This window comes from Bacteroides sp. PHL 2737, assembly GCF_004115325.2.
Classification (GTDB): Bacteria; Bacteroidota; Bacteroidia; order Bacteroidales; family Bacteroidaceae; genus Bacteroides; species Bacteroides hominis.
Genome location: NZ_CP040630.1, coordinates 1,293,070 through 1,313,648, shown reverse-complemented (window position 1 = coordinate 1,313,648; position 20,579 = coordinate 1,293,070). Strand labels below are relative to the sequence as shown.

Here is a 20,579-nt window from a genome sequence, read left to right as displayed (position 1 = left end):
AGTGATAATTCATAATACAATATAATATGGACGAGATAGTACAATTCGATTTCCCTACAGATTCGCCGAAAATCATTAAAGTGATTGGTGTAGGAGGTGGTGGAGGTAACGCCGTCAACCACATGTACCGGGAAGGCATACACGACGTGACATTCGTTCTCTGCAATACCGACAACCAGGCATTGGCTGAGTCTCCTGTACCGGTCAAACTGCAACTGGGACGTTCCATCACGCAAGGACTCGGTGCCGGAAACCGTCCGGAGCGTGCACGTGATGCTGCCGAAGAGAGCATCGAAGACATAAAAAACCTGCTGAATGATGGTACCAAGATGGTATTTATCACTGCCGGAATGGGCGGAGGTACCGGAACCGGAGCAGCCCCCGTCATCGCCCGTATCGCTAAAGAGATGGATATCCTGACTGTCGGAATCGTTACCATCCCTTTTATCTTTGAAGGCGAAAAGAAAATTATCCAGGCTCTGGATGGAGTAGAACGCATTGCCCAACATGTAGACGCTTTGTTGGTGATCAATAACGAACGCCTGCGTGAAATTTATTCCGACCTGACCTTTATGAACGCATTCGGCAAGGCAGATGACACACTGTCAATCGCAGCCAAAAGTATTGCCGAAATCATCACCATGCGGGGTACGGTAAACCTGGACTTCGCTGATGTAAAAACAATCCTCAAAGACGGTGGTGTAGCCATCATGAGTACCGGATTCGGTGAAGGAGAAAACCGCGTAACCAAAGCAATCGACGACGCACTCCATTCACCGTTACTCAATAACAATGACATCTTCAATGCGAAGAAAGTCATGCTGAATGTTTCGTTCTGTCCTGCTTCCGAACTGATGATGGAGGAAATGAATGAAGTGCACGAGTTTATGAGCAAATTCCGCGAAGGTGTAGAAGTGATCTGGGGTGTGGCTATGGATACCTCACTGGATACGAAAGTGAAGATCACTGTGCTTGCTACCGGTTTCGGTGTGGAAGACGTACCAGGTATGGACGACCTACACGAGAAACGCAGCCAGGAAGAAGAAGAACGTCAGTTGCAGCTGGAAGAAGAGAAGGAAAAGAACAAAGAGCGCATTCGTAAAGCATATGGTGAAAGTGCCAGTGGCATCGGAACACGCAACCTGCGGAAACGCCGTCATATCTATCTCTTCAATCCGGAAGATCTGGACAATGATGATATCATCGCTATGGTAGAAGACTCTCCTACTTACCTTCGCGACAAAACGACTTTGGGTAAGATCAAAGCAAAAGCCGCATTGGAAGAAGAGATAGCTACTGAAGAAGCTATAGATGACAGTGGAGTTATCACATTTTAATAAATAGCTAAATATATCGATCATTAACCCGGATTTACCAATTATAAACCGTAAATCGTTAAATCATAATATAACATAACATCATGGATTTATTCGAAAGAGTCAGTGAAGACATTAAAAACGCAATGAAAGCGAAAGATAAAGTAGCCCTTGAAACCCTTAGAAATGTAAAGAAGTTCTTTCTGGAAGCTAAAACTGCTCCGGGAGCCAATGACATCCTTACAGACGCAGATGCACTGAAAATCGTGCAAAAACTGGTAAAACAAGGTAAAGATGCTGCAGAAATATATATAGGACAGGGTCGTCAGGACTTAGCCGATGCAGAATTGGCACAAGTACAAGTCATGGAAACCTATTTACCGAAACAAATGACTGCCGAAGAACTGGAAACTGCACTGAAAGAGATTATTGCTGAAGTAGGTGCTACCAGTGGTAAAGATATGGGAAAGGTAATGGGAGTAGCCTCCAAGAAACTTGCCGGATTGGCCGAAGGACGCGCTATTTCAACTAAAGTAAAAGAGTTGTTGGGATAATCTCAACGTATAAATCCTGCTTATAAGAGAAGCTACACAATAGCTATACTCTCTTTTAAAAGAAATCTACCCCCGGATGTACATCAGAATTACATCCGGGGGTATCTTGTTTACAGACACGGATTACCAAAGCCAAATGAAGTACACAGAAATAGGCAAGAGATACTAATCAAATAATTCCTTCAATACATCCAATGATTTCAGTACAGGAAAATCAGGAAGATGTAACCGGTAATACTCATTAATAATAGCCAGGCATCGGGCCCTTTCCGTACGGTTCATTCCGAAAAGGTGCATTGTTTCATAGTTCATACGCATCAATTGCAGTAATCTCCCAGCTTCATCAGGCTGGATATAGCAAGAATGAAGTTGAGGACGAACCGAAGTAAAGTTAGCATTCAACATATCAAAATAGTCACCCGTATGATAATCATCCAGATTGGGGTACAATCCCAGAAAGCGGGAAAGACGCATCAGAAACACCAGATGAAAGTTGGCAAAGCTAATCTTACAAGCATCCAACCACAAGATAGAATGCTGTAAATAGGCAAACAATGGACGGTTCTCCGCCTCTTCGCGAATGGCACGATAAAGAAATTCCGCAAGGAAAAGAGCTATAGCCGATTTAAAAGGATCATAAGGAATGGAGGCGAACGGACTAAAGGATTTAGCTTCCTTAATTCTGAAAAGCGAAGTATTCGGCCGATAATCTGCCTCAAACTCAATCAGCGCCAACGGCTGGAATAGTACTGATTTGACAGCAGCCTTCTTAGAGCGTGGCACAGCAACCAGAAAAGATGCACGTCCTGAAAGCTCAGTATACATCTCAACGATATTTGAAGTATCGTTATACTTTAGTATATGAAGAACGATTCCAACTGTTTTTTGCAGCATATCTCTAACTTTTCTTTCGGGTAACAAAGCTACGAAAAAAGTGTGAATAGACAATCAAAGACTCCTATCTCAAAAAAAAGTTCATATCCCAAACAAAACGTAAAAAGAACATATATCACTGATTATCAACAAATAAACAAAGAAAAATAATATATCCATCAAAAATAATTGGAATTTTTTTCTGCAAATAGTTTGGTAGTTTCAAAAAAAGGCCTACCTTTGCACTCGCAATCGGGAAACAACGATACAGAACGAAAGCAAAGCGAAACAAAAAGAGCAGAAATGCTCAATACAGGATGGCCCGTTCGTCTATCGGTTAGGACGCAAGATTTTCATTCTTGAAAGGGGGGTTCGATTCCCCCACGGGCTACAATTAAAAAAATAAACGAATTAAAACAGATTAGTCGAGATGGCAAATCATAAATCATCAATCAAGAGAATCAGACAAGAAGAAAGCAGAAGACTTCGCAACAGATATTATGGTAAAACCATGAGAAATGCTGTTAGAAAACTTCGTTCAACTACTGACAAAGCAGAAGCAACTGCTATGTACCCAAGCATCACTAAGATGGTAGACAAGTTAGCTAAAACAAATGTTATTCATAAGAATAAAGCTAACAACTTGAAATCTAAGTTGGCTATTTACATCAATAAGCTTGCTTAAGAAATAAGACTTATAACAGACTCTATACAATATTGAGAGCCGAACTTTTTAGTTCGGCTTTTCATGTTTAAAGCCATCCCATCCGGTTTACTTTAAATTCTTCTTTTTTCACTCTTCATTCTTCTCTAACTCAGATATTTTCACTATATTTGCTCTGTTATTATAATTAGGAATCAAATTATGAGCGAAGAACAGAATCCCACCAATAACGGGTCTTATTCAGCAGATAGTATCCAAGTATTGGAAGGACTTGAAGCAGTTAGAAAACGCCCTGCGATGTACATTGGTGACATCAGCGTAAAGGGACTTCATCACTTGGTATATGAAATTGTCGACAACTCTATCGACGAAGCATTGGCTGGTTATTGCGACCATATCGAAGTAACTATCAACGAAGATAACTCCATCACCGTACAGGACAATGGCCGTGGTATCCCCGTAGATTTCCACGAAAAAGAGCAGAAATCTGCCCTTGAAGTTGCCATGACTGTGCTACATGCCGGAGGTAAATTCGATAAAGGCTCGTATAAAGTATCCGGAGGTTTGCACGGTGTCGGTATGTCTTGTGTAAATGCATTGTCTACACACATGACCACCCAGGTATTCCGTAACGGTAAAATCTACCAGCAGGAATACGAAATCGGCAAGCCCCTTTATGCAGTCAAAGAAGTAGGAACAGCCGACCATACAGGAACCAAACAACAATTCTGGCCTGACGACAGTATCTTTACCGAAACAGTCTATGACTACAAGATTCTGGCCTCACGCTTACGTGAGCTGGCTTACTTGAATGCGGGATTACGCATCTCACTGACAGACCGACGTGTAATAAACGAAGACGGTAGCTTCAAACACGAAACTTTCTACTCGGAAGAAGGTTTAAGAGAGTTCGTACGCTTCATAGAATCGTCACGCGAACACTTGATTAACGATGTGATCTATTTGAACACGGAGAAGCAGAACATCCCCATCGAGGTAGCTATCATGTATAATACCGGATTCTCTGAGAATATCCACTCGTATGTCAATAATATCAATACAATAGAAGGCGGTACGCATCTGGCAGGTTTCCGCCGTGCCTTGACCCGTACACTGAAAAAGTATGCAGAAGACAGCAAAATGCTGGAAAAGGTCAAAATAGAAATCTCCGGTGATGACTTCCGTGAAGGACTTACAGCCGTGATCTCTGTAAAAGTTGCTGAACCTCAATTTGAAGGACAGACTAAAACCAAGTTGGGAAACAACGAAGTGATGGGTGCTGTCGACCAGGCTGTAGGTGAAGTACTGAACTATTATCTGGAAGAACACCCGAAAGAAGCAAAAGCCATTGTAGACAAGGTGATTCTGGCTGCCACTGCCCGCCACGCTGCACGTAAAGCACGTGAAATGGTTCAACGCAAATCCCCCATGTCAGGAGGCGGGCTACCGGGAAAACTGGCTGACTGTTCGGATAAAGACCCGCAAAAGTGCGAATTGTTCCTCGTCGAGGGAGATTCAGCAGGCGGTACAGCCAAACAAGGCCGTAACCGTGCATTCCAAGCCATCCTTCCACTACGCGGTAAGATTCTGAACGTAGAGAAAGCAATGTATCACAAAGCTCTTGAGAGTGAAGAAATACGCAATATCTACACCGCCTTAGGCGTTACCATCGGCACTGAAGAAGACAGTAAGGCTGCCAATATCGATAAGTTGCGCTATCACAAGATCATCATCATGACCGATGCCGACGTCGATGGTTCACACATCGACACACTGATCATGACCTTCTTCTTCCGGTATATGCCGCAAATCATACAGAATGGGTATCTCTATATCGCAACTCCCCCACTCTATCTCTGCAAAAAAGGTAAAGTAGAAGAGTATTGCTGGACAGATGCACAACGCCAGAAGTTTATCGACACTTACGGTGGCGGTTCGGAAAATGCAATTCATACACAACGTTACAAAGGTTTGGGTGAAATGAACGCCCAGCAGTTGTGGGAAACAACCATGGACCCTGAAAACCGTATGCTGAAACAAGTTAATATTGACAACGCAGCAGAAGCCGATTATATCTTTTCCATGTTAATGGGTGAAGATGTAGGACCACGCCGCGAATTCATAGAAGAGAATGCAACGTATGCAAATATCGATGCATAATTCGTAATATAAACACCAACCTCACATCTTACAACGAAGAAGCGCCGGTACTGAAGGAAAATCCTTCGGACCGGCGCTTTTCTTTGATTATCTTTTTATCTGGGCCTTCGTCCGGTAATTACTCTCCGGAAGCGGTTAACAATCTCGTTACCCATATTCACACGAGTACTGTCCACCCGATGCACGGCAGCGGGGGTAACCGCATCTTTATACTTAGCCTTGCCAATGCGGAATTTCATTTTATCCAGATTACCCGTAATATTTACTCCGGCTTTAAACGGCAATGGCGATTTAAGAATGGAAATATGATAATTAAAATTCATATCCAGTCCTTGTTCACCGCCGATAGCCGCTTTATAACGGTCTATCTCTACGAGGAACGGATAAACGGTCACATTACCGTCATGTACCGTCACATTGACAGAAATACTGTCGAATACATTTTCCTTCTTATTCTTAAACATCAACATCTTCGAAATCTCAGCAAAGGTTTCTCCATCCATCAGAACCAGACTGTCCCCTTTGATATGAATAGCCGAGCGCAAAGTCGGGATACGGATATTCATAGCCGAATCCAAGCGGGCATCGGCTGCCACATCAAACATAACACGCCCTTTAAAAGAACGGAGCATGGGCACTATCGTGTCGAGTGAAGGCACGAAATCAACCAGCTTTGCAATATTGATATTCCGGATTTTGAAATCGAAACCGGCATATCCACCACGCGGGCTACTGGCCTTATAAACCATTACCGTTTTCATATCCGCATCGAGAGCGCGCATCGAAAGGTCTTCCAGATGTATGGCCTGATTTTTAATATCCACCGCACCATGCACATTTTCAAAAAGCATTTTTTCAAAAACTACCTTTTTCAAATCTGTCTGCAGTTCAAAATCTATGTTTCGGGGAATCACGAATAACTTCATCTCCGAAGGCACACTGTCGGTAAGCACTTCCGTAGTGTCCTGAGGGAAAGACAATGAATTAATTAATTGATTGCAATCTATCAGATTGGAAGTAAGGGATAAATGCGCTGTCAGCTTCTCGCCTTTCGTCATAGCCCTGTAAACGCCCTCCATATCACCGGTAGCCGTCATGTCAGAACGTCCGATACGGACAGAAGCATTCTTCAGCCTGATTTTCGGCCCATCGACTGTTACCGCTGTCTTTGCCATACGGATGGGCAATCCGAACTCCGGTGTACGGAAACGCAAACGGTCGAAACCAACGATTCCCTTAGGCACCCACAAAGAGTCATTCAATTTCTCAGCTTTCATCTTGATGCCGGCCACATTCATAGCCATACGAGTCTCCGCCGCACTGAAGAAAAGCGAATCGGCACGAAGCGAGAAATCAACCGCCGGCTTTGTTACATCCGCTTCCTGAGGTTCCAAAGCCGCTTGGGCCTTAGCACGGGCACTGTATAACTTTATCGAATCTCCCATCGAAGCATGAAGTTTACTTACTTCCATATCGCACTGCAAAGAAACGATACGGGTAGTATCCTGCGGATTAGTAGAAGTTACGTTGGCAACCAACCGTTCAATATCAGAAGAAAGCAAACGGCTTCTCAACACCAGCTTCCGGATATCCACCTGAGCCTGCAGAGTCTCGTTATCACGGAAACGGAAAGTCGCATTACCCAGGAAGTTGAAATCTTTAGCGGTATCTTTCAATTCGAAATCATTCAGTTCGAGCTTGCCTCCCAACTTCATACGTCCGATGTCCTGCTTCTTCAAAGTAGAAAGACGACACTTCATTCCCATATCCGCATCCAGTTTACCCCGAATCGTCACACTTTCCTGTAACGGAAAGGTTTTGGCAAGTGCATCCAGGTCAACGGTCGACTTGGTATGAAAAGTGATCAACGGATCATTCAACAAGTCGTCTACTTTCGCATCGGCCAGTACTTCGGTATGCGCCCCCTTAAAGTGGAAGATTTTCAGATTCAGATAAGAAGGCTGATGACGCATCAGATCGACATACGCATCAAAATCCGCCGTCACCTCATCAATGCCATACGGCAAACCCTTGTATTGTGCCGAAGCCTCTTTAATACCGATCTTCAATGACACAGCCGGTAACTTTTTGTCACCATACACACCTCTCACCCTGCCACTGACAGTAACCTCCCCTTTGGCCGATACTTTACTGTCTTTCACATATGCTTTCGGAATCATTCGAAGTACTGTCTCCATAGATGGAGCATGCAAGCCATATTCCAGATCCATACCGATCGTTTTTGCCACAGTATCCCGACGGAATGCCCCGTTCACATCCAATTGAATCCCATTTACATTAAGCTCCGTATCTTTCAGTTTCCAGACAGCAGTCTGACGATCCACCGTAATATCCGTCCGAAGAGAAGTAGCTATCTTATTGACCAGCAATTCCCCCTGTTGCCAGAAAAGTATATTCTTATTGTCGAACTTCAGTCCCAGGGTAGAAACACCTTTTGTCAATGAAAGTCTCAGCTTCAGATTAGCATCATCTATCCGCGAATAGATATCCGTATTCCGGTCATCGAAAATGAGATTGGCATGTTTAAGTTCGATATTCCGGATATCAATTTCGCTATTAAAGTCAGCAGACACAGTATCCTCCGGAATCGTATCTGCCGAAGCACGGGTCACTTCCCAGTTTGCCTGTCCGGCCTTGTCCCGGTAGGCATACACTGATACTTCGTCCAAAGAGAGATTATGAACGATAATACGATTCTCCGTCAAATATGCCACCGGGTTTACAGTCAGCACACACTCTTTGAAAGAAAGCAATGAATCGGTTTTACACCAATTACTATCATTCAAAGTTCTGGACACCAGAGAGCCGTTCTTTACTTTCAGTCCAAATTGTGGGAAAGTCGAAAAGAAAGTCAATTCTACGCTTTCCATATCCAAGTGTGCATTCAGAGTCTGATTGGCAGCATCCAACACGACCGGAGTCAGTTTCTTCGGAGTTACGATAAAATTAATCACGAAAGCAATGGCTACAAGCAGCACCAAGAGTACAGAGCCCAATGTGATGCCACTGATCTTGAGTATCTTCTTTACTTGTCTGTTCATATCATCCCTCTATCCTGTAACTCTTTTACCACAATTTCCAGTTCATCATACCATTCCTGACCAAACTTGCGAATCAACGGTTCTTTCAGGAAACGGTAGACAGGCACATTCTCTTTCCGGCCCAACAATACAGCAGCCTTACACACATCCCACCGATGGTAGTTTACCGCCTTATAAGGTCCATAATTACCTACCCGTATGGGATACAGATGGCAAGAGACCGGTTTATAGAAATTTACTTTTCCCTCCCGGTATGCTTTCTCGATGGCACAATAACAATATCCTTTCTCGTCATAACAGGTAAACACACAGTCCTTTCCGTTCACAATGGAAGTCACCAGATCGCCATCCGGATCAGTATACACCACTCCCTGCTTGTCTATCACGGCACGCGCCTCGGGTGACAATTCGTCCCAAACGACCGGAAGCACTTCCTCCAGTTTCTCCACTTCCTCCAGTTCTACCGGAGCCCCGGCATCTCCTTCAATGCAACATTCACCTTTGCAGGCATCCAGGTTGCATATAAACTTTTCGCGAAGCACATCCAGGCTTACAACAACGTCATCTATCTGAATCATAATTCTATCCTATAAAAAAGGCGGAGTAGAACTCCGCCCTCCTATCTGTTTATCAGGCTTTTACTTAATTAAAACTTGACCGTTCATTTCAGCAGGAGCTTCCAATCCCATAATCTTCAGGATAGTAGGAGCCACATCTGCCAAACGTCCGTCTGCTACCTTTGCATCTTTGTTTTCTGTCACATATACACAGGGTACAGGATTCAAAGAGTGAGCCGTATTGGGAGTACCGTCTTCATTCAGAGCGTGGTCAGCATTACCGTGGTCAGCAATGATGATAGCCTCGTAACCCTGGGCTTTGGCAGCTTCAATGGTATCTTTCACGCAAGCATCTACCGCAACTACCGCTTTCTCAATGGCTTCGTAGATACCGGTATGGCCTACCATGTCACCATTTGCATAATTCACAACGATAAAATCGTATTTATTCTCGTTGATGGCAGCCACCAATTTATCTTTTACTTCATAGGCACTCATCTCCGGTTTCAAGTCGTAAGTGGCAACTTTCGGAGACGGAACCAAGATACGGTCCTCGTTATCGTACGGAGTTTCGCGACCGCCGTTAAAGAAGAATGTTACGTGAGCATATTTCTCTGTTTCGGCAATGTGAAGCTGTTTCATTCCTTTAGCAGCCAGGTATTCTCCAAGTGTGTTAGCAACATTTTCCTTGTCAAAGAGAATGTGTACACCTTTGAACGAAGCGTCGTACGGAGTCATACAGTAATACTGCAACCCGGGAATAGTGTGCATACCCGCCTCCGGCATATCCTGTTGCGTCAAAACGACTGTCAGTTCCTTAGCACGGTCATTACGGTAATTGAAGAAAATAACGACATCGCCTTCCTTAATGGTACCGTCTACATTGGCATTCACAATCGGTTTGATGAACTCATCCGTTACACCTTCATCGTAAGACTCCTGCATAGCTTGCACCATGTCAGCAGCTTTCTTACCGATACCGTTTACCAACAGATCATATGCCTCTTTCACACGTTCCCAACGTTTATCACGGTCCATGGCATAGTAACGTCCGATAATAGAAGCTACTTTACCGGTAGACTTGGCACAGTGTGCTTCCAACTGTTCGATAAAGCCTTTACCGCTTTTCGGGTCTGTATCACGTCCGTCCATAAAGCAATGAACGAAAGTATTTTCAATATTATATTCTTTAGCAATATCACAAAGTTTGAACAGGTGATCCAGAGAACTGTGCACACCGCCATCTGAAGTCAATCCCATGAAATGGATATTCTTTCCATTTTCTTTTGCATAAGAGAAAGCTGAAACGATTTCCGGATTCTTCAGGATGCTGTTATCACGGCAAGAGAGGTTGATCTTTACCAAATCCTGATAAACTACACGTCCTGCACCGATATTGAGGTGACCCACTTCTGAGTTACCCATCTGTCCATCGGGCAAACCTACGTTTTCACCGCTGGCCTGTAACTGAGAGTGAGGATAGGTCTCCATCAGATAATCCCAGTACGGAGTAGCAGTGTTGAAGATTACGTCATCTTTCCCGTGGTCGCCTAATCCCCAACCATCAAGAATCATTAAAAGGGCTTTCTTACTCATAATATTCTAAAATTTAATTGTCGTTCTGATTTTCGGGTGCAAAGGTACAAAAAAGTTAATTACGAACACGTTTAATCTATGTTAAGCTATCTCCCTATCAGACAAAAAGGAAGAAAAAATGCGGTAGATTTGAAATGATTTCCTTACTTTTGCGCCGCTTTAAAAATAAAAAACAGAATATGGACGATTCAAACCCGCGAACGTGCAACAGTATTAACTAACACGAACAGAGTCATTCTGCGGTAATGCCTCTGCTCGGACATCAACAAACGAAAGGAGGCAATAAGATGAGAACATATCTTTATTGTGAAGCCGGCTTTGTGGAAAAAGCACAATGGCTTCCGAACAGCTGGGTCAACGTAGTGTGCCCGGACAGCAGTGATTTTAAATTCCTGACCGAAACGCTGAAAGTCCCTGAATCTTTTTTAAACGATATAGCCGATACCGATGAACGCCCGCGAACGGAAACCGAAGGTAACTGGCTGCTGACCATTCTGCGCATACCGGTACAGAACACTCAAAGCAGCCTCCCCTACATCACCGTCCCCATCGGCATCATCACCAACAATGAAATCATTGTTTCGGTATGTTACCATCAGACGGATATGATTCCGGATTTCATCGAGCATACCCGCCGGAAAGGAATCGAAGTGCGCAACAAACTCGATCTGATTTTCCGCCTGATTTATTCCTCGGCAGTCTGGTTCCTGAAGTACCTGAAACAGATAAATATTGACATCACCGCTGCCGAAAAGGAATTGGAACGCAGCATCCGTAACGAAGATTTGCTACGCTTGATGAAGTTGCAGAAGACACTGGTCTACTTCAACACCTCCATCCGCGGCAACGAAGTGATGATCGGTAAACTGAAAACCATCTTTCAGGATACCGACTTTCTGGATGAAGAGTTGGTGGAAGACGTTATCATTGAACTGAAGCAGGCGTTCAATACGGTCAACATTTACAGCGATATTCTCACAGGGACGATGGATGCCTTTGCGTCTATCATTTCAAACAATGTGAACGCCATCATGAAACGCATGACAAGCCTTTCCATCACATTGATGATCCCCACGTTAATAGCCAGTTTTTATGGCATGAATGTGGATATACACCTGGAAGAGATGCCTCATGCCTTCATGCTGATTATTCTGATATCCGTACTCCTGTCGGCTCTTTCTTTTGTTATCTTCAGGAAAATAAAGTGGTTCTGATAAAGAATCGTCTATTTAGGAAACAACTCCAACTGTGCATCGCCTAACAGGTTGAAGGTCATACGATGATAAGGAGTAACACCGTTTTCGGCAATAGCCGCACGGTGTTTTTTCGTCGGATACCCCTTGTTATGGTCCCAGCCGTAACATGGAAATTCCTGATGCAGCCCATTCATATAGTCGTCACGATACGTTTTTGCAAGAATAGAGGCGGCAGCTATCGAAAGATACTTGCCGTCTCCCTTTACGACGGTGGTGTGGGGAATATCGGGATATTTCCTGAAACGGTTTCCATCGATCAGCAGATGCTGAGGACGGGTTTTTAGCCCATCTACTGCCCGGTGCATGGCAAGAAACGAAGCATTCAGGATGTTTATCTTATCAATCTCTTCGGGTGAAACAATGCCGACTGCCCAAGCGATGGCTTCCCGTTCAATCACTTCGCGCAAAGCATAACGTTGTTTCTCGGACAACTGCTTGGAGTCATTCAACAACTCGTTCTCAAAATCTTTGGGCAGGATCACAGCAGCGGCATAAACCGCACCCGCCAGACAACCACGTCCGGCTTCATCACAACCGGCTTCTATCAGTTCTTCGTTTAACCAGGGTAAGAGCATCGTTTCTTTTATTTAACATGGCAAATGTAATCAATTAAACGGAAATGAACAACAGAACAAACCGAATCTCATCTTACTATCCGGAATAGGAACATCTACCTTTTCTGCAAAAAGATTAAGAAGAAAGCAAGCATCCGTCATAGCATCTATAACACATTAAGAATAAGAGAACAAGCATCTGTTACCGTAACCTTATCCCGGCCCGCATACCCGGGCTCATAAGCCCGGGTATGCGGGCCCATGGGCACAGGTATGCGGGCTCATCAGCCCGGGTACAAGGGCCGGGATAAACTTCAAACCATAATCGCTAAAGGTATGAAGGAAAGCAAAATGCTATTACTGACATTTATCCATAGAAAAGCTGTTTCATCTATCTAACTACCAGATATTTAACATTAAACCAACCTCCCTGAAAGAGGGTGGAAGATGGAAGATAGAGGTGGAAGATAAACGGCCTTAAAAACGCATCTTCCACCTTGTTAACACACAATGATACAAGCAATTGGTCATTAAAAGGTGGAAGATGGAAGATCGAAACACATTTTCTGTAGGAGAAGGATAAAACGATCTTTTTTAGAACTCAGAACAGGCTCCAGGCAACAGTCAATCCCGCCATGACGATAGCAACCATGCTCATCAGTTTAATCAGGATATTCAGGCTCGGACCGGACGTATCTTTAAACGGATCACCGACAGTATCACCCACCACTGTAGCTTTGTGTACCTCGCTGCCTTTACCGCCAAAGTTCCCTTCTTCCACATATTTCTTCGCATTATCCCATGCTCCGCCGGCATTGGCCATGAAAATGGCAAGTACAAACCCACTGCTCAATCCGCCAATCAGCAAGCCTAATACACCGGGGACACCAAATATCAGCCCGGTAAGAATCGGCGCAACGATGGCAATCAGAGAAGGAACCACCATTTCACGTTGTGCTCCTTTCGTAGAGATAGCGACGCAACGCTCGTAATCCGGTTCGGTCTCTCCGGTCAGGATACCTTTCATCTCGCGAAACTGACGTCGTACTTCATCTACCATGTGTCCGGCCGCACGACCGACTGCATTCATAGTCAGTCCACAAAACAGGAATGCCATCATCGAACCGAGGAACATACCGGAAAGTACTTTCGGATTCATCAGGTTTACTTCATAGTAATTCATGAAGTCTACAAAGGTGGCATTAGCCGTAGTAATGGTATCTCCATTCGGGAAGGTAAGTTCCAGATTACCCAAACGGGTCAGTCCGATACGGATCTCCTCGATATAAGATGCCAGCAATGCCAATCCTGTCAGAGCTGCCGAACCAATGGCAAACCCTTTTCCGGTAGCCGCCGTTGTATTTCCCAGCGAATCGAGCGCATCGGTACGTTTACGGACCTCTTTACCCAAAGCGGACATTTCTGCATTGCCACCGGCATTATCTGCTATCGGGCCATAAGCATCCGTAGCAAGCGTGATACCCAATGTAGAAAGCATACCGACAGCAGCGATACCGATGCCATAAAGCCCCATTCCTACATTGTTGAAGTCGAAACCGGAAGCCAGCAAATAGGAGGCAATGATGCCGATCACCACCGCAACCACCGGAATAGCCGTAGATAACATACCAAGCCCGATACCTGAAATAATAACTGTGGCGGGACCGGTTTTACCGCTTTCACTCAACTTCTGAGTAGGACGATAGGATTGAGAAGTATAATATTCCGTCGAACGACCGATGACAATACCCACAACCAACCCTACAACTACCGCACACGAAATCCACATCCAGTTGTCCAGTCGCAAGAGCCATAGGATGAAAAAAGTAGCCACTACAATCAAAGCCGAGCTCAGATTTGTTCCCCAAGCCAACGAACCAAGCAGATCCTTCATGGTGGCATTCTCCTTGGTGCGGACAGAGAAAATACCGATAATGGAAAGAATGATACCGATAGCAGCAATCAGCATCGGGGCAATCACAGCTTTAAACTGCATCACCGTATCACCCGTATGAATAAAGGCGGCAGCACCCAAAGCAGCCGTTGCCAGAATAGAACCACAATAAGATTCATACAAGTCGGCACCCATACCTGCCACATCGCCTACATTATCACCTACATTATCGGCAATGGTAGCAGGATTACGCGGGTCGTCTTCCGGAATGCCGGCCTCAACTTTACCTACAAGATCGGCTCCCACATCAGCGGCCTTTGTATAAATTCCCCCGCCTACACGGGCAAAGAGCGCCTGTGTACTGGCACCCATACCGAAAGTGAGCATCGTAGTGGTAATGATACAGAGTTTATGGGTAGGTGTCAGTGCATCAGCGGGAATCGCCCAGTTAAGCAACAAATACCAGAAAGAGATGTCGAGCAACCCCAACCCTACTACCACCAGTCCCATCACAGCCCCACTTCGGAAGGCAATCCTAAGTCCGGCATTCAGTGACGTACGCGCAGCGTTAGCAGTACGTGCCGAAGCATAAGTGGCAGTTTTCATTCCCAGAAAACCCGAAAGTCCGGAGAAAAAGCCCCCGGTCAGAAAAGCTATCGGTACCCAGGCATTCTGTACCTGAAAACCATAAGCCATTACAGAGAACAGAATCACGAGTCCCAGAAAGACCCAGCCAACAATCTTATACTGTTGCTTCAGATAAGACATAGCGCCCCGACGTACAGCAGCGGCAATCTTAATCATTTGCGGAGTACCTTCGCTCTCTTTCATCATTTGCTTATGAAAATAGAGCGCAAAACAGAGAGCCAGAACAGAGGCAAGCGGAACAAGCCAGAAAAGGATGCTATCCATAGACGTACAATATTTAAAGGTTTAACGAAAGCCTAAAAGTATTGAATCTAAACGAGATAACCAAATATTTTTGCCTTTTGCTGCTGCCAGCCCCGAAAAATGGGAGCAGATACAAAACGCTTCATCTCTCCTGCTTCTTTAAATAAAACGCCGGACAACGACTGTTCAGAAAAACAATTTTCCCTTCGCGGAAAGTCAATTTGCCATACTGTTTGTAAAGCCACTTCCGGTGTTGCTCGTCGGAAACGCCTTGCCGCTCTATCAATGAATCAGACATTACAAATCCGCCACTGCTCAGCCGAATAGTATACCACGTACGAGGATTCTTATCTCGTGTTACCCGTCTTTTATTTACCCGATAAGTTTCCGTACCGCTCGTGACGCGTTTCGTGGAAATATGCACAGTATCCCGGTAATGGAAACGTAATCCATCATAATATATCTGCTCCGGCTTTCTTGAGGAGCTCTTCTTCTCCCACAACTTAATATCATATACCGAATCATTGACCGGATTAATCGCTAAACGATAGTCCTGGGTCATGAAGCCGTCAGCACGGTGAATCCTATGCTCTCCTATCATCTCATCGGGAATCGGTCGCCTGTAGAGATTGCAGGCGGTAATCAGAAAAAGAAGCACAAGCATAGCTCCCGGAATTAGTTTCAGACTTGTTTTCATCCTCCTTTATTTTTAGCTCTCCAAAATTACACAATTTTGTGTTATGCAAAAACAAAGTAGCGGAACGATAATTCCCGCAATAAAGGAATCTGCCCTGAAAGTTGCACTACTTGCCGGAGAACCACTTAACAAACAGAAGTATGGATTCCCGTTTGTTTCCTTTCGTTTCATTTGTGAATATAGCGAAGTTTCCTTTACTTTGCATGCACAATGCATATTTTATAACATCAATAATAATACCATGAAAAAATTACTTGCAACACTATTGGTTCTTACAGCCTGCCTCCATGTAAGTGCACAAGAATCGAAGCAGATTCGCATCTCGACAGAACGGACAGACCTTATTTTAGAAGTCGCTCCGAACGGACGCCTATATCAGGCTTATCTGGGTGACAAACTATTAAACGACCGGGACCTGAGCCACCTTTCAGGGCGATCCCGCGGATGGGAAGTATATCCGGGATCCGGTGGGGAAGACTATTTCGAACCGGCTGTAGCCATTACAAACAACGACGGTAACCCCAGTACCATCCTGCGTTATGTGTCCTCGGAACAGAAAACAGTAGAAGGCGGGACAGAGACCATCATCCGGATGAAAGACGACCAGTATCCGGTAGATGTGACGTTGCACTATGTATCTTATCCTAAACAAAATGTAATCAAAACATGGAGTGAGATCACGCATCAACAGAAGAAACCGGTCACTCTATGGCGTTATGCTTCAACGATGCTTTATTTCGCAAACCAAAAATATTATCTCACCGAATTCAGCAGTGACTGGGCCAAAGAGGTACAGATGAGTACACAACAATTGCAACCGGGCAAAAAAATTCTCGATACAAAATTAGGAAGCCGCGCAGCCATGCACATGCAACCTTTCTTCGAACTCGGACTGGAACAGCCTGCACAAGAACATCAGGGACAAGTAATGTTGGGTACCATTGGCTGGACAGGCAACTTCCAGTTTACTTTTGAGGTAGACAACGAGGGGAACTTGCGGGTAATCCCTGCCATCAACCCGTATGCTTCGGATTATCAATTAAAAGCAAACGAAATATTCACTACCCCGGAATTTATCTTTACCCTGAGTAACAACGGTACGGGAGAAGCCAGCCGCAATTTACACAACTGGGCACGCAACTACCAACTGAAAGATGGCCAGGGAGACCGGATGACTCTCCTCAATAATTGGGAGAACACTTATTTCACTTTCGATGAAGAGTTATTGGGTAAATTGATGAAAGAAGCCAAACATCTGGGTGTAGATATGTTTCTGCTCGACGATGGCTGGTTTGGGAATAAACATCCACGCAACGACGATCATGCCGGCCTGGGCGATTGGGAAGCAATGAAAAGCAAACTTCCCGGAGGTATCCCTGCATTAGTAGAGAAAGCGAAAGAAGCCGGTGTCAAATTCGGTATCTGGATAGAACCGGAGATGGTGAATCCTCAAAGTGATCTGTTCGAAGCACATCCCGACTGGGCAATCCATTATCCGAACCGTGAAACTTATTATTACCGCAATCAATTGGTACTCGACCTGAGCAATCCCAAAGTACAGGATTTCGTATTCGGCGTAGTCGATAAGATTATGACGGAAAACCCTGATGTAGCTTTCTTTAAGTGGGATTGCAACAGCCCCATCACCAATATCTATTCTCCCTATCTGAAAGACAAACAAGGACAACTCTATATCGATCATGTACGCGGTATATATAATGTATTGAAACGGGTCAAAGAAAAATACCCCAATGTCCCGATGATGCTATGTTCCGGCGGTGGTGCACGTTGCGACTACGAAGCACTGAAATACTTCACAGAGTTTTGGTGTTCGGACAATACCGATCCGATAGAGCGTTTGTTCATCCAGTGGGGTTTTTCACAATTCTTCCCTTCCAAAGCCATGTGTGCCCATGTTACAAGTTGGAACAGCAGGACGAGTGTAAAGTTCCGTACCGATGTTGCCAGCATGTGTAAATTGGGATTCGACATCGGCCTGAAAGATATGAAAGCGGACGAACTGACTTATTGCCAGGAAGCCGTGGCAAATTATAAGCGCCTGAAGCCTGTCATACTGGATGGTGATCAATACCGCCTCATCTCTCCATATGAAAGCAATCACATGGCGATTATGTATGCCGCACCGGATGCTTCGAAAGCTGTTCTCTTCGCATATGATATCCATCCCCGCTTTGGCGAGAAACTGCTCCCGATTAAGCTCCAGGGACTTGATGCCGGAAAAATGTACCGGGTGAAAGAAATTAATCTAATGCCGGGCCGGAAATCGAATCTACCGGGTAATGAAAAAATCTTCTCCGGTGACTATCTGATGAAAATAGGATTGAATGCATTTACTACTTCACAGACCCATAGCCGGGTAATAGAACTGGTGGCAGAATAAACTTATTACTATCAACCCACAAAACACAGATGCAAAAGGCGGGGCACTTTGACAGTATCCCGCCTTTCATTTATGGTTAACACAAAACATGCAAATAAAAGCAGGAAAAGTTAATCTAACCTTTAAATACCACATATTATTAAATTGAAGAACGAAAGAATGTAATAAATATTAAGAAAAGAAGTTTATATTTTATATTTTTGCAGCACACATATAGCAACCATTACTCTATATATGAACAACGACATCGAATATATCAGCAAGATAAAGAAAGGAGAAGAAGCTTCTTTCCGTCATTTTGTGAATAGCTACTCGAAAGACTTGTTCTACTATGCACAGTGTTTCGTACGAACCAAAGAAACTGCCGAAGAAGTAGTCAGCGATGTCTTTCTGGATGTATGGAGGCACCGGGAAGAAATAGAAGAAATCAAGAATATAAAAGCCTGGTTGCTTACTTTAACTCACAACAAAGCCATCTCGTATCTGCGAAAAGCGGAAAATTCAAATGAAATAACTTCCTGGGAAGAAATAGACAGCTTCCAGATAATCGGAAATCTGCAAACTCCCGACGAACAGATGATCAGCAAGGAAGAGATAGCCCAAATCAACAGCCTCATTCAAACACTTCCTCCCAAATGCAAGGTAGTCTTCGCTCTTGCCAAGATAGAACGCCTACCCTATAAAGAAATAGCCGATATGCTGAATATATCTGTAAAGACCATTAATGCACACGTTGCCAAAGCATTAGAGATCATCTCGAGCGGCCTGAAAAAATAAATCAGAAAATAATTTAAAAAAAAATAGAATTGGAATAGGAGATTCTTAAAGAAGTTGCGTCTTTATTTATGTAACCCTATTAAAGTAATGAGAAAGAATAAGTTTAAATTATTTGCTTCCTTCCTGAATAAGGATGGTGATCATCCGGAAAAGAAATCATTCGCATCTCCGGAGGAACAAGCCGAATATGATAAACTCGACTTTCTTTGGAACCAATGTTTTCCCCCAGAAACAGAGGAAACGGATATATGGGAAAAGGTACAAAACAAAATAAATGCCGACAGTACATCTGTCAGCCACATCAAGAAAAGCGGCAAGTCCATACAATGGTTCAGCATCATGAGGTATTCATTGGCAGCTGCATCTGTAGCTATGTTAATAGGGATTACTTGCTTTCTTTTGATGAATGATGAAGAAAGGCACGACTTAAATAAGATAGCGCAAAGCCTGCAAACAGAAATACCTCAAGATATAAAAGAGGTTACACTGGTTGTTTCGGACCAGAAGAAAATAGAATTGGATAATAATGCCCAAGTCACTTATTCTGCTACCGGACAAGTACAAGTCAACTCCAATAAACTTACAGAGGATGACAGCAAAGAGGCATACAACCAGATTATCGTCCCTAAGGGCAAACGTTCACAAATTGTTTTGGCCGATAACAGCAAGATATGGATTAACTCCGGGAGTAAAGTCATTTACCCTCGTACATTTGAAGGAAAGTACAGAGAAATTTATGTGGAAGGAGAAGTATATCTGAAAGTAGCCCATGATGCTTCGAAACCTTTTATTGTGAATACCTCCGGATTTGAGGTAAGCGTATTGGGCACATCTTTCAACATATCAGCCTATAAAGGTCAAGAAAAGGCTACTGTTGTACTGGTAGAAGGTTCGGTAAATGTGAAAGATCAGCAGAACCGCCATATCAAGATGGCGCCTAATGAAAAGGTAGAACTCAGCCAGGCAGGCATAACAGGTAAAGCGAAAGTAGATGCCCGTGATTATATCAGCTGGATTGCCGGAATATGGACTCTACAAGGAGAAAGTCTAAAGCAAGTTTTGCAACGGTTACAAGATTATTATGGTCAGAATATCCGATGCGATGCTGCTGTAGAAAACGAGCAAATGTTTGGTAAGCTCTATTTAAATGATGATTTAAATCAGGTAATGAAGTCGATTCTGTCTATTTTACCTGCTGAATATACAATGAAAAACAGTGTAATCTATATAGAATAATACAAGTTTTAAGTAACCAATGTTTAACCTTAAAAAAACACACCATTATGTAGAAAGAAAACAGATAAAAAAAGAAAATCGGATAATACGC

15 protein-coding genes and 1 tRNA gene are annotated in these 20,579 nt (G+C 43.9%); 9 read left to right on the top strand and 7 right to left on the bottom strand.

What is annotated here, in order from left to right:
- Positions 1-26: 26 nt before the first annotated feature.
- The gene (ftsZ, locus tag DBK98_RS05590) at positions 27-1,337 is read left to right on the top strand and encodes a cell division protein FtsZ (RefSeq protein ID WP_005779287.1); all 1,311 of its coding nucleotides are present in this window, start codon (positions 27-29) and stop codon (positions 1,335-1,337) included.
- 83 nt (positions 1,338-1,420) lie between these two features.
- Positions 1,421-1,870 (top strand): GatB/YqeY domain-containing protein, encoded by a 450-nt coding sequence (locus DBK98_RS05585; protein WP_005779288.1) that lies wholly within the window; start codon positions 1,421-1,423, stop codon positions 1,868-1,870.
- 165 nt (positions 1,871-2,035) lie between these two features.
- Here DBK98_RS05585 and recO read toward each other — a convergent pair whose 3' ends face one another.
- A complete protein-coding gene (gene recO, locus DBK98_RS05580; protein WP_005779289.1) occupies positions 2,036-2,764 on the bottom strand; it encodes a DNA repair protein RecO in 729 nt (242 codons plus the stop codon).
- A gap of 298 nt (positions 2,765-3,062) precedes the next feature.
- Here recO and DBK98_RS05575 point away from each other — a divergent pair.
- The 3 genes from DBK98_RS05575 to gyrB all read left to right on the top strand — a co-directional run bounded on the left by DBK98_RS05575 (position 3,063) and on the right by gyrB (position 5,567).
- Positions 3,063-3,134, top strand: a tRNA-Glu gene (locus DBK98_RS05575).
- Positions 3,135-3,173: 39 nt separating this feature from the next.
- A complete protein-coding gene (rpsT, locus tag DBK98_RS05570; protein WP_005779290.1) occupies positions 3,174-3,428 on the top strand; it encodes a 30S ribosomal protein S20 in 255 nt (84 codons plus the stop codon).
- Positions 3,429-3,608: 180 nt separating this feature from the next.
- On the top strand, positions 3,609-5,567 hold the full coding sequence (gene gyrB / locus DBK98_RS05565) for a DNA topoisomerase (ATP-hydrolyzing) subunit B (protein WP_005779291.1): 1,959 nt from the start codon (positions 3,609-3,611) through the stop codon (positions 5,565-5,567).
- A gap of 95 nt (positions 5,568-5,662) precedes the next feature.
- Here the strand turns inward: gyrB and DBK98_RS05560 are convergent, their stop codons facing one another.
- From DBK98_RS05560 to gpmI, 3 genes are read right to left on the bottom strand one after another with little or no spacing between them, the layout of a single operon-like run.
- Complete coding sequence (locus DBK98_RS05560; RefSeq protein WP_033572514.1) at positions 5,663-8,629, bottom strand: AsmA family protein; 2,967 nt, start codon at positions 8,627-8,629, stop codon at positions 5,663-5,665.
- A complete protein-coding gene (locus DBK98_RS05555; RefSeq protein ID WP_005779295.1) occupies positions 8,626-9,207 on the bottom strand; it encodes a DUF3109 family protein in 582 nt (193 codons plus the stop codon). Before DBK98_RS05555 ends, DBK98_RS05560 begins: the two co-directional genes overlap by 4 nt.
- A 60-nt stretch (positions 9,208-9,267) precedes the next feature.
- A complete protein-coding gene (gpmI, locus tag DBK98_RS05550) occupies positions 9,268-10,782 on the bottom strand; it encodes a 2,3-bisphosphoglycerate-independent phosphoglycerate mutase (protein WP_005779296.1) in 1,515 nt (504 codons plus the stop codon).
- Between the two features lie 287 nt (positions 10,783-11,069).
- Between gpmI and DBK98_RS05545 the strand changes: the two genes are divergently transcribed.
- Positions 11,070-11,996, top strand: coding sequence for a magnesium transporter CorA family protein (locus DBK98_RS05545; protein WP_005779298.1), 927 nt, complete (start codon positions 11,070-11,072; stop codon positions 11,994-11,996).
- An 11-nt stretch (positions 11,997-12,007) separates the two neighbouring features.
- Here the strand turns inward: DBK98_RS05545 and DBK98_RS05540 are convergent, their stop codons facing one another.
- The 3 genes from DBK98_RS05540 to DBK98_RS05530 form a co-directional block, all read right to left on the bottom strand.
- Positions 12,008-12,613 (bottom strand): ribonuclease HII, encoded by a 606-nt coding sequence (locus DBK98_RS05540; RefSeq protein ID WP_005822775.1) that lies wholly within the window; start codon positions 12,611-12,613, stop codon positions 12,008-12,010.
- Between the two features lie 580 nt (positions 12,614-13,193).
- Positions 13,194-15,398, bottom strand: coding sequence for a sodium-translocating pyrophosphatase (locus DBK98_RS05535; protein ID WP_032536468.1), 2,205 nt, complete (start codon positions 15,396-15,398; stop codon positions 13,194-13,196).
- 121 nt (positions 15,399-15,519) lie between these two features.
- Positions 15,520-16,074 (bottom strand): hypothetical protein, encoded by a 555-nt coding sequence (locus DBK98_RS05530; protein ID WP_005779307.1) that lies wholly within the window; start codon positions 16,072-16,074, stop codon positions 15,520-15,522.
- 241 nt (positions 16,075-16,315) lie between these two features.
- Here DBK98_RS05530 and DBK98_RS05525 point away from each other — a divergent pair, with 241 nt between their 5' ends.
- From DBK98_RS05525 to DBK98_RS05515, 3 genes are all read left to right on the top strand, one after another.
- Positions 16,316-18,475 (top strand): alpha-galactosidase, encoded by a 2,160-nt coding sequence (locus tag DBK98_RS05525; RefSeq protein ID WP_032536503.1) that lies wholly within the window; start codon positions 16,316-16,318, stop codon positions 18,473-18,475.
- 234 nt (positions 18,476-18,709) lie between these two features.
- Positions 18,710-19,252: an RNA polymerase sigma-70 factor gene (locus DBK98_RS05520; RefSeq protein WP_005779311.1), complete on the top strand. Its 543-nt coding sequence runs from the start codon at positions 18,710-18,712 to the stop codon at positions 19,250-19,252.
- Positions 19,253-19,339: 87 nt separating this feature from the next.
- Positions 19,340-20,488 carry a FecR family protein gene (locus tag DBK98_RS05515; RefSeq protein ID WP_022012914.1) on the top strand — a complete coding sequence of 383 codons (1,149 nt, stop codon included), beginning with the start codon at positions 19,340-19,342 and terminating at the stop codon, positions 20,486-20,488.
- The last annotated feature ends 91 nt before the right edge of the window (positions 20,489-20,579 follow it).

What these genes read in the sequence shown, in the direction of transcription:
- DBK98_RS05520 (WP_005779311.1), top strand. Translation starts at nt 18,710, where the DNA reads ATGAACAACGACATCGAATATATCAGCAAGATAAAGAAAGGAGAAGAA.
- gyrB (WP_005779291.1), top strand. Translation starts at nt 3,609, where the DNA reads ATGAGCGAAGAACAGAATCCCACCAATAACGGGTCTTATTCAGCAGAT.
- DBK98_RS05535 (WP_032536468.1), bottom strand. Translation starts at nt 15,398, where the DNA reads ATGGATAGCATCCTTTTCTGGCTTGTTCCGCTTGCCTCTGTTCTGGCT.
- gpmI (WP_005779296.1), bottom strand. Translation starts at nt 10,782, where the DNA reads ATGAGTAAGAAAGCCCTTTTAATGATTCTTGATGGTTGGGGATTAGGC.
- DBK98_RS05525 (WP_032536503.1), top strand. Translation starts at nt 16,316, where the DNA reads ATGAAAAAATTACTTGCAACACTATTGGTTCTTACAGCCTGCCTCCAT.
- DBK98_RS05585 (WP_005779288.1), top strand. Translation starts at nt 1,421, where the DNA reads ATGGATTTATTCGAAAGAGTCAGTGAAGACATTAAAAACGCAATGAAA.
- recO (WP_005779289.1), bottom strand. Translation starts at nt 2,764, where the DNA reads ATGCTGCAAAAAACAGTTGGAATCGTTCTTCATATACTAAAGTATAAC.
- DBK98_RS05545 (WP_005779298.1), top strand. Translation starts at nt 11,070, where the DNA reads ATGAGAACATATCTTTATTGTGAAGCCGGCTTTGTGGAAAAAGCACAA.
- DBK98_RS05530 (WP_005779307.1), bottom strand. Translation starts at nt 16,074, where the DNA reads ATGAAAACAAGTCTGAAACTAATTCCGGGAGCTATGCTTGTGCTTCTT.
- ftsZ (WP_005779287.1), top strand. Translation starts at nt 27, where the DNA reads ATGGACGAGATAGTACAATTCGATTTCCCTACAGATTCGCCGAAAATC.
- rpsT (WP_005779290.1), top strand. Translation starts at nt 3,174, where the DNA reads ATGGCAAATCATAAATCATCAATCAAGAGAATCAGACAAGAAGAAAGC.
- DBK98_RS05555 (WP_005779295.1), bottom strand. Translation starts at nt 9,207, where the DNA reads ATGATTCAGATAGATGACGTTGTTGTAAGCCTGGATGTGCTTCGCGAA.
- DBK98_RS05515 (WP_022012914.1), top strand. Translation starts at nt 19,340, where the DNA reads ATGAGAAAGAATAAGTTTAAATTATTTGCTTCCTTCCTGAATAAGGAT.
- DBK98_RS05560 (WP_033572514.1), bottom strand. Translation starts at nt 8,629, where the DNA reads ATGAACAGACAAGTAAAGAAGATACTCAAGATCAGTGGCATCACATTG.
- DBK98_RS05540 (WP_005822775.1), bottom strand. Translation starts at nt 12,613, where the DNA reads ATGCTCTTACCCTGGTTAAACGAAGAACTGATAGAAGCCGGTTGTGAT.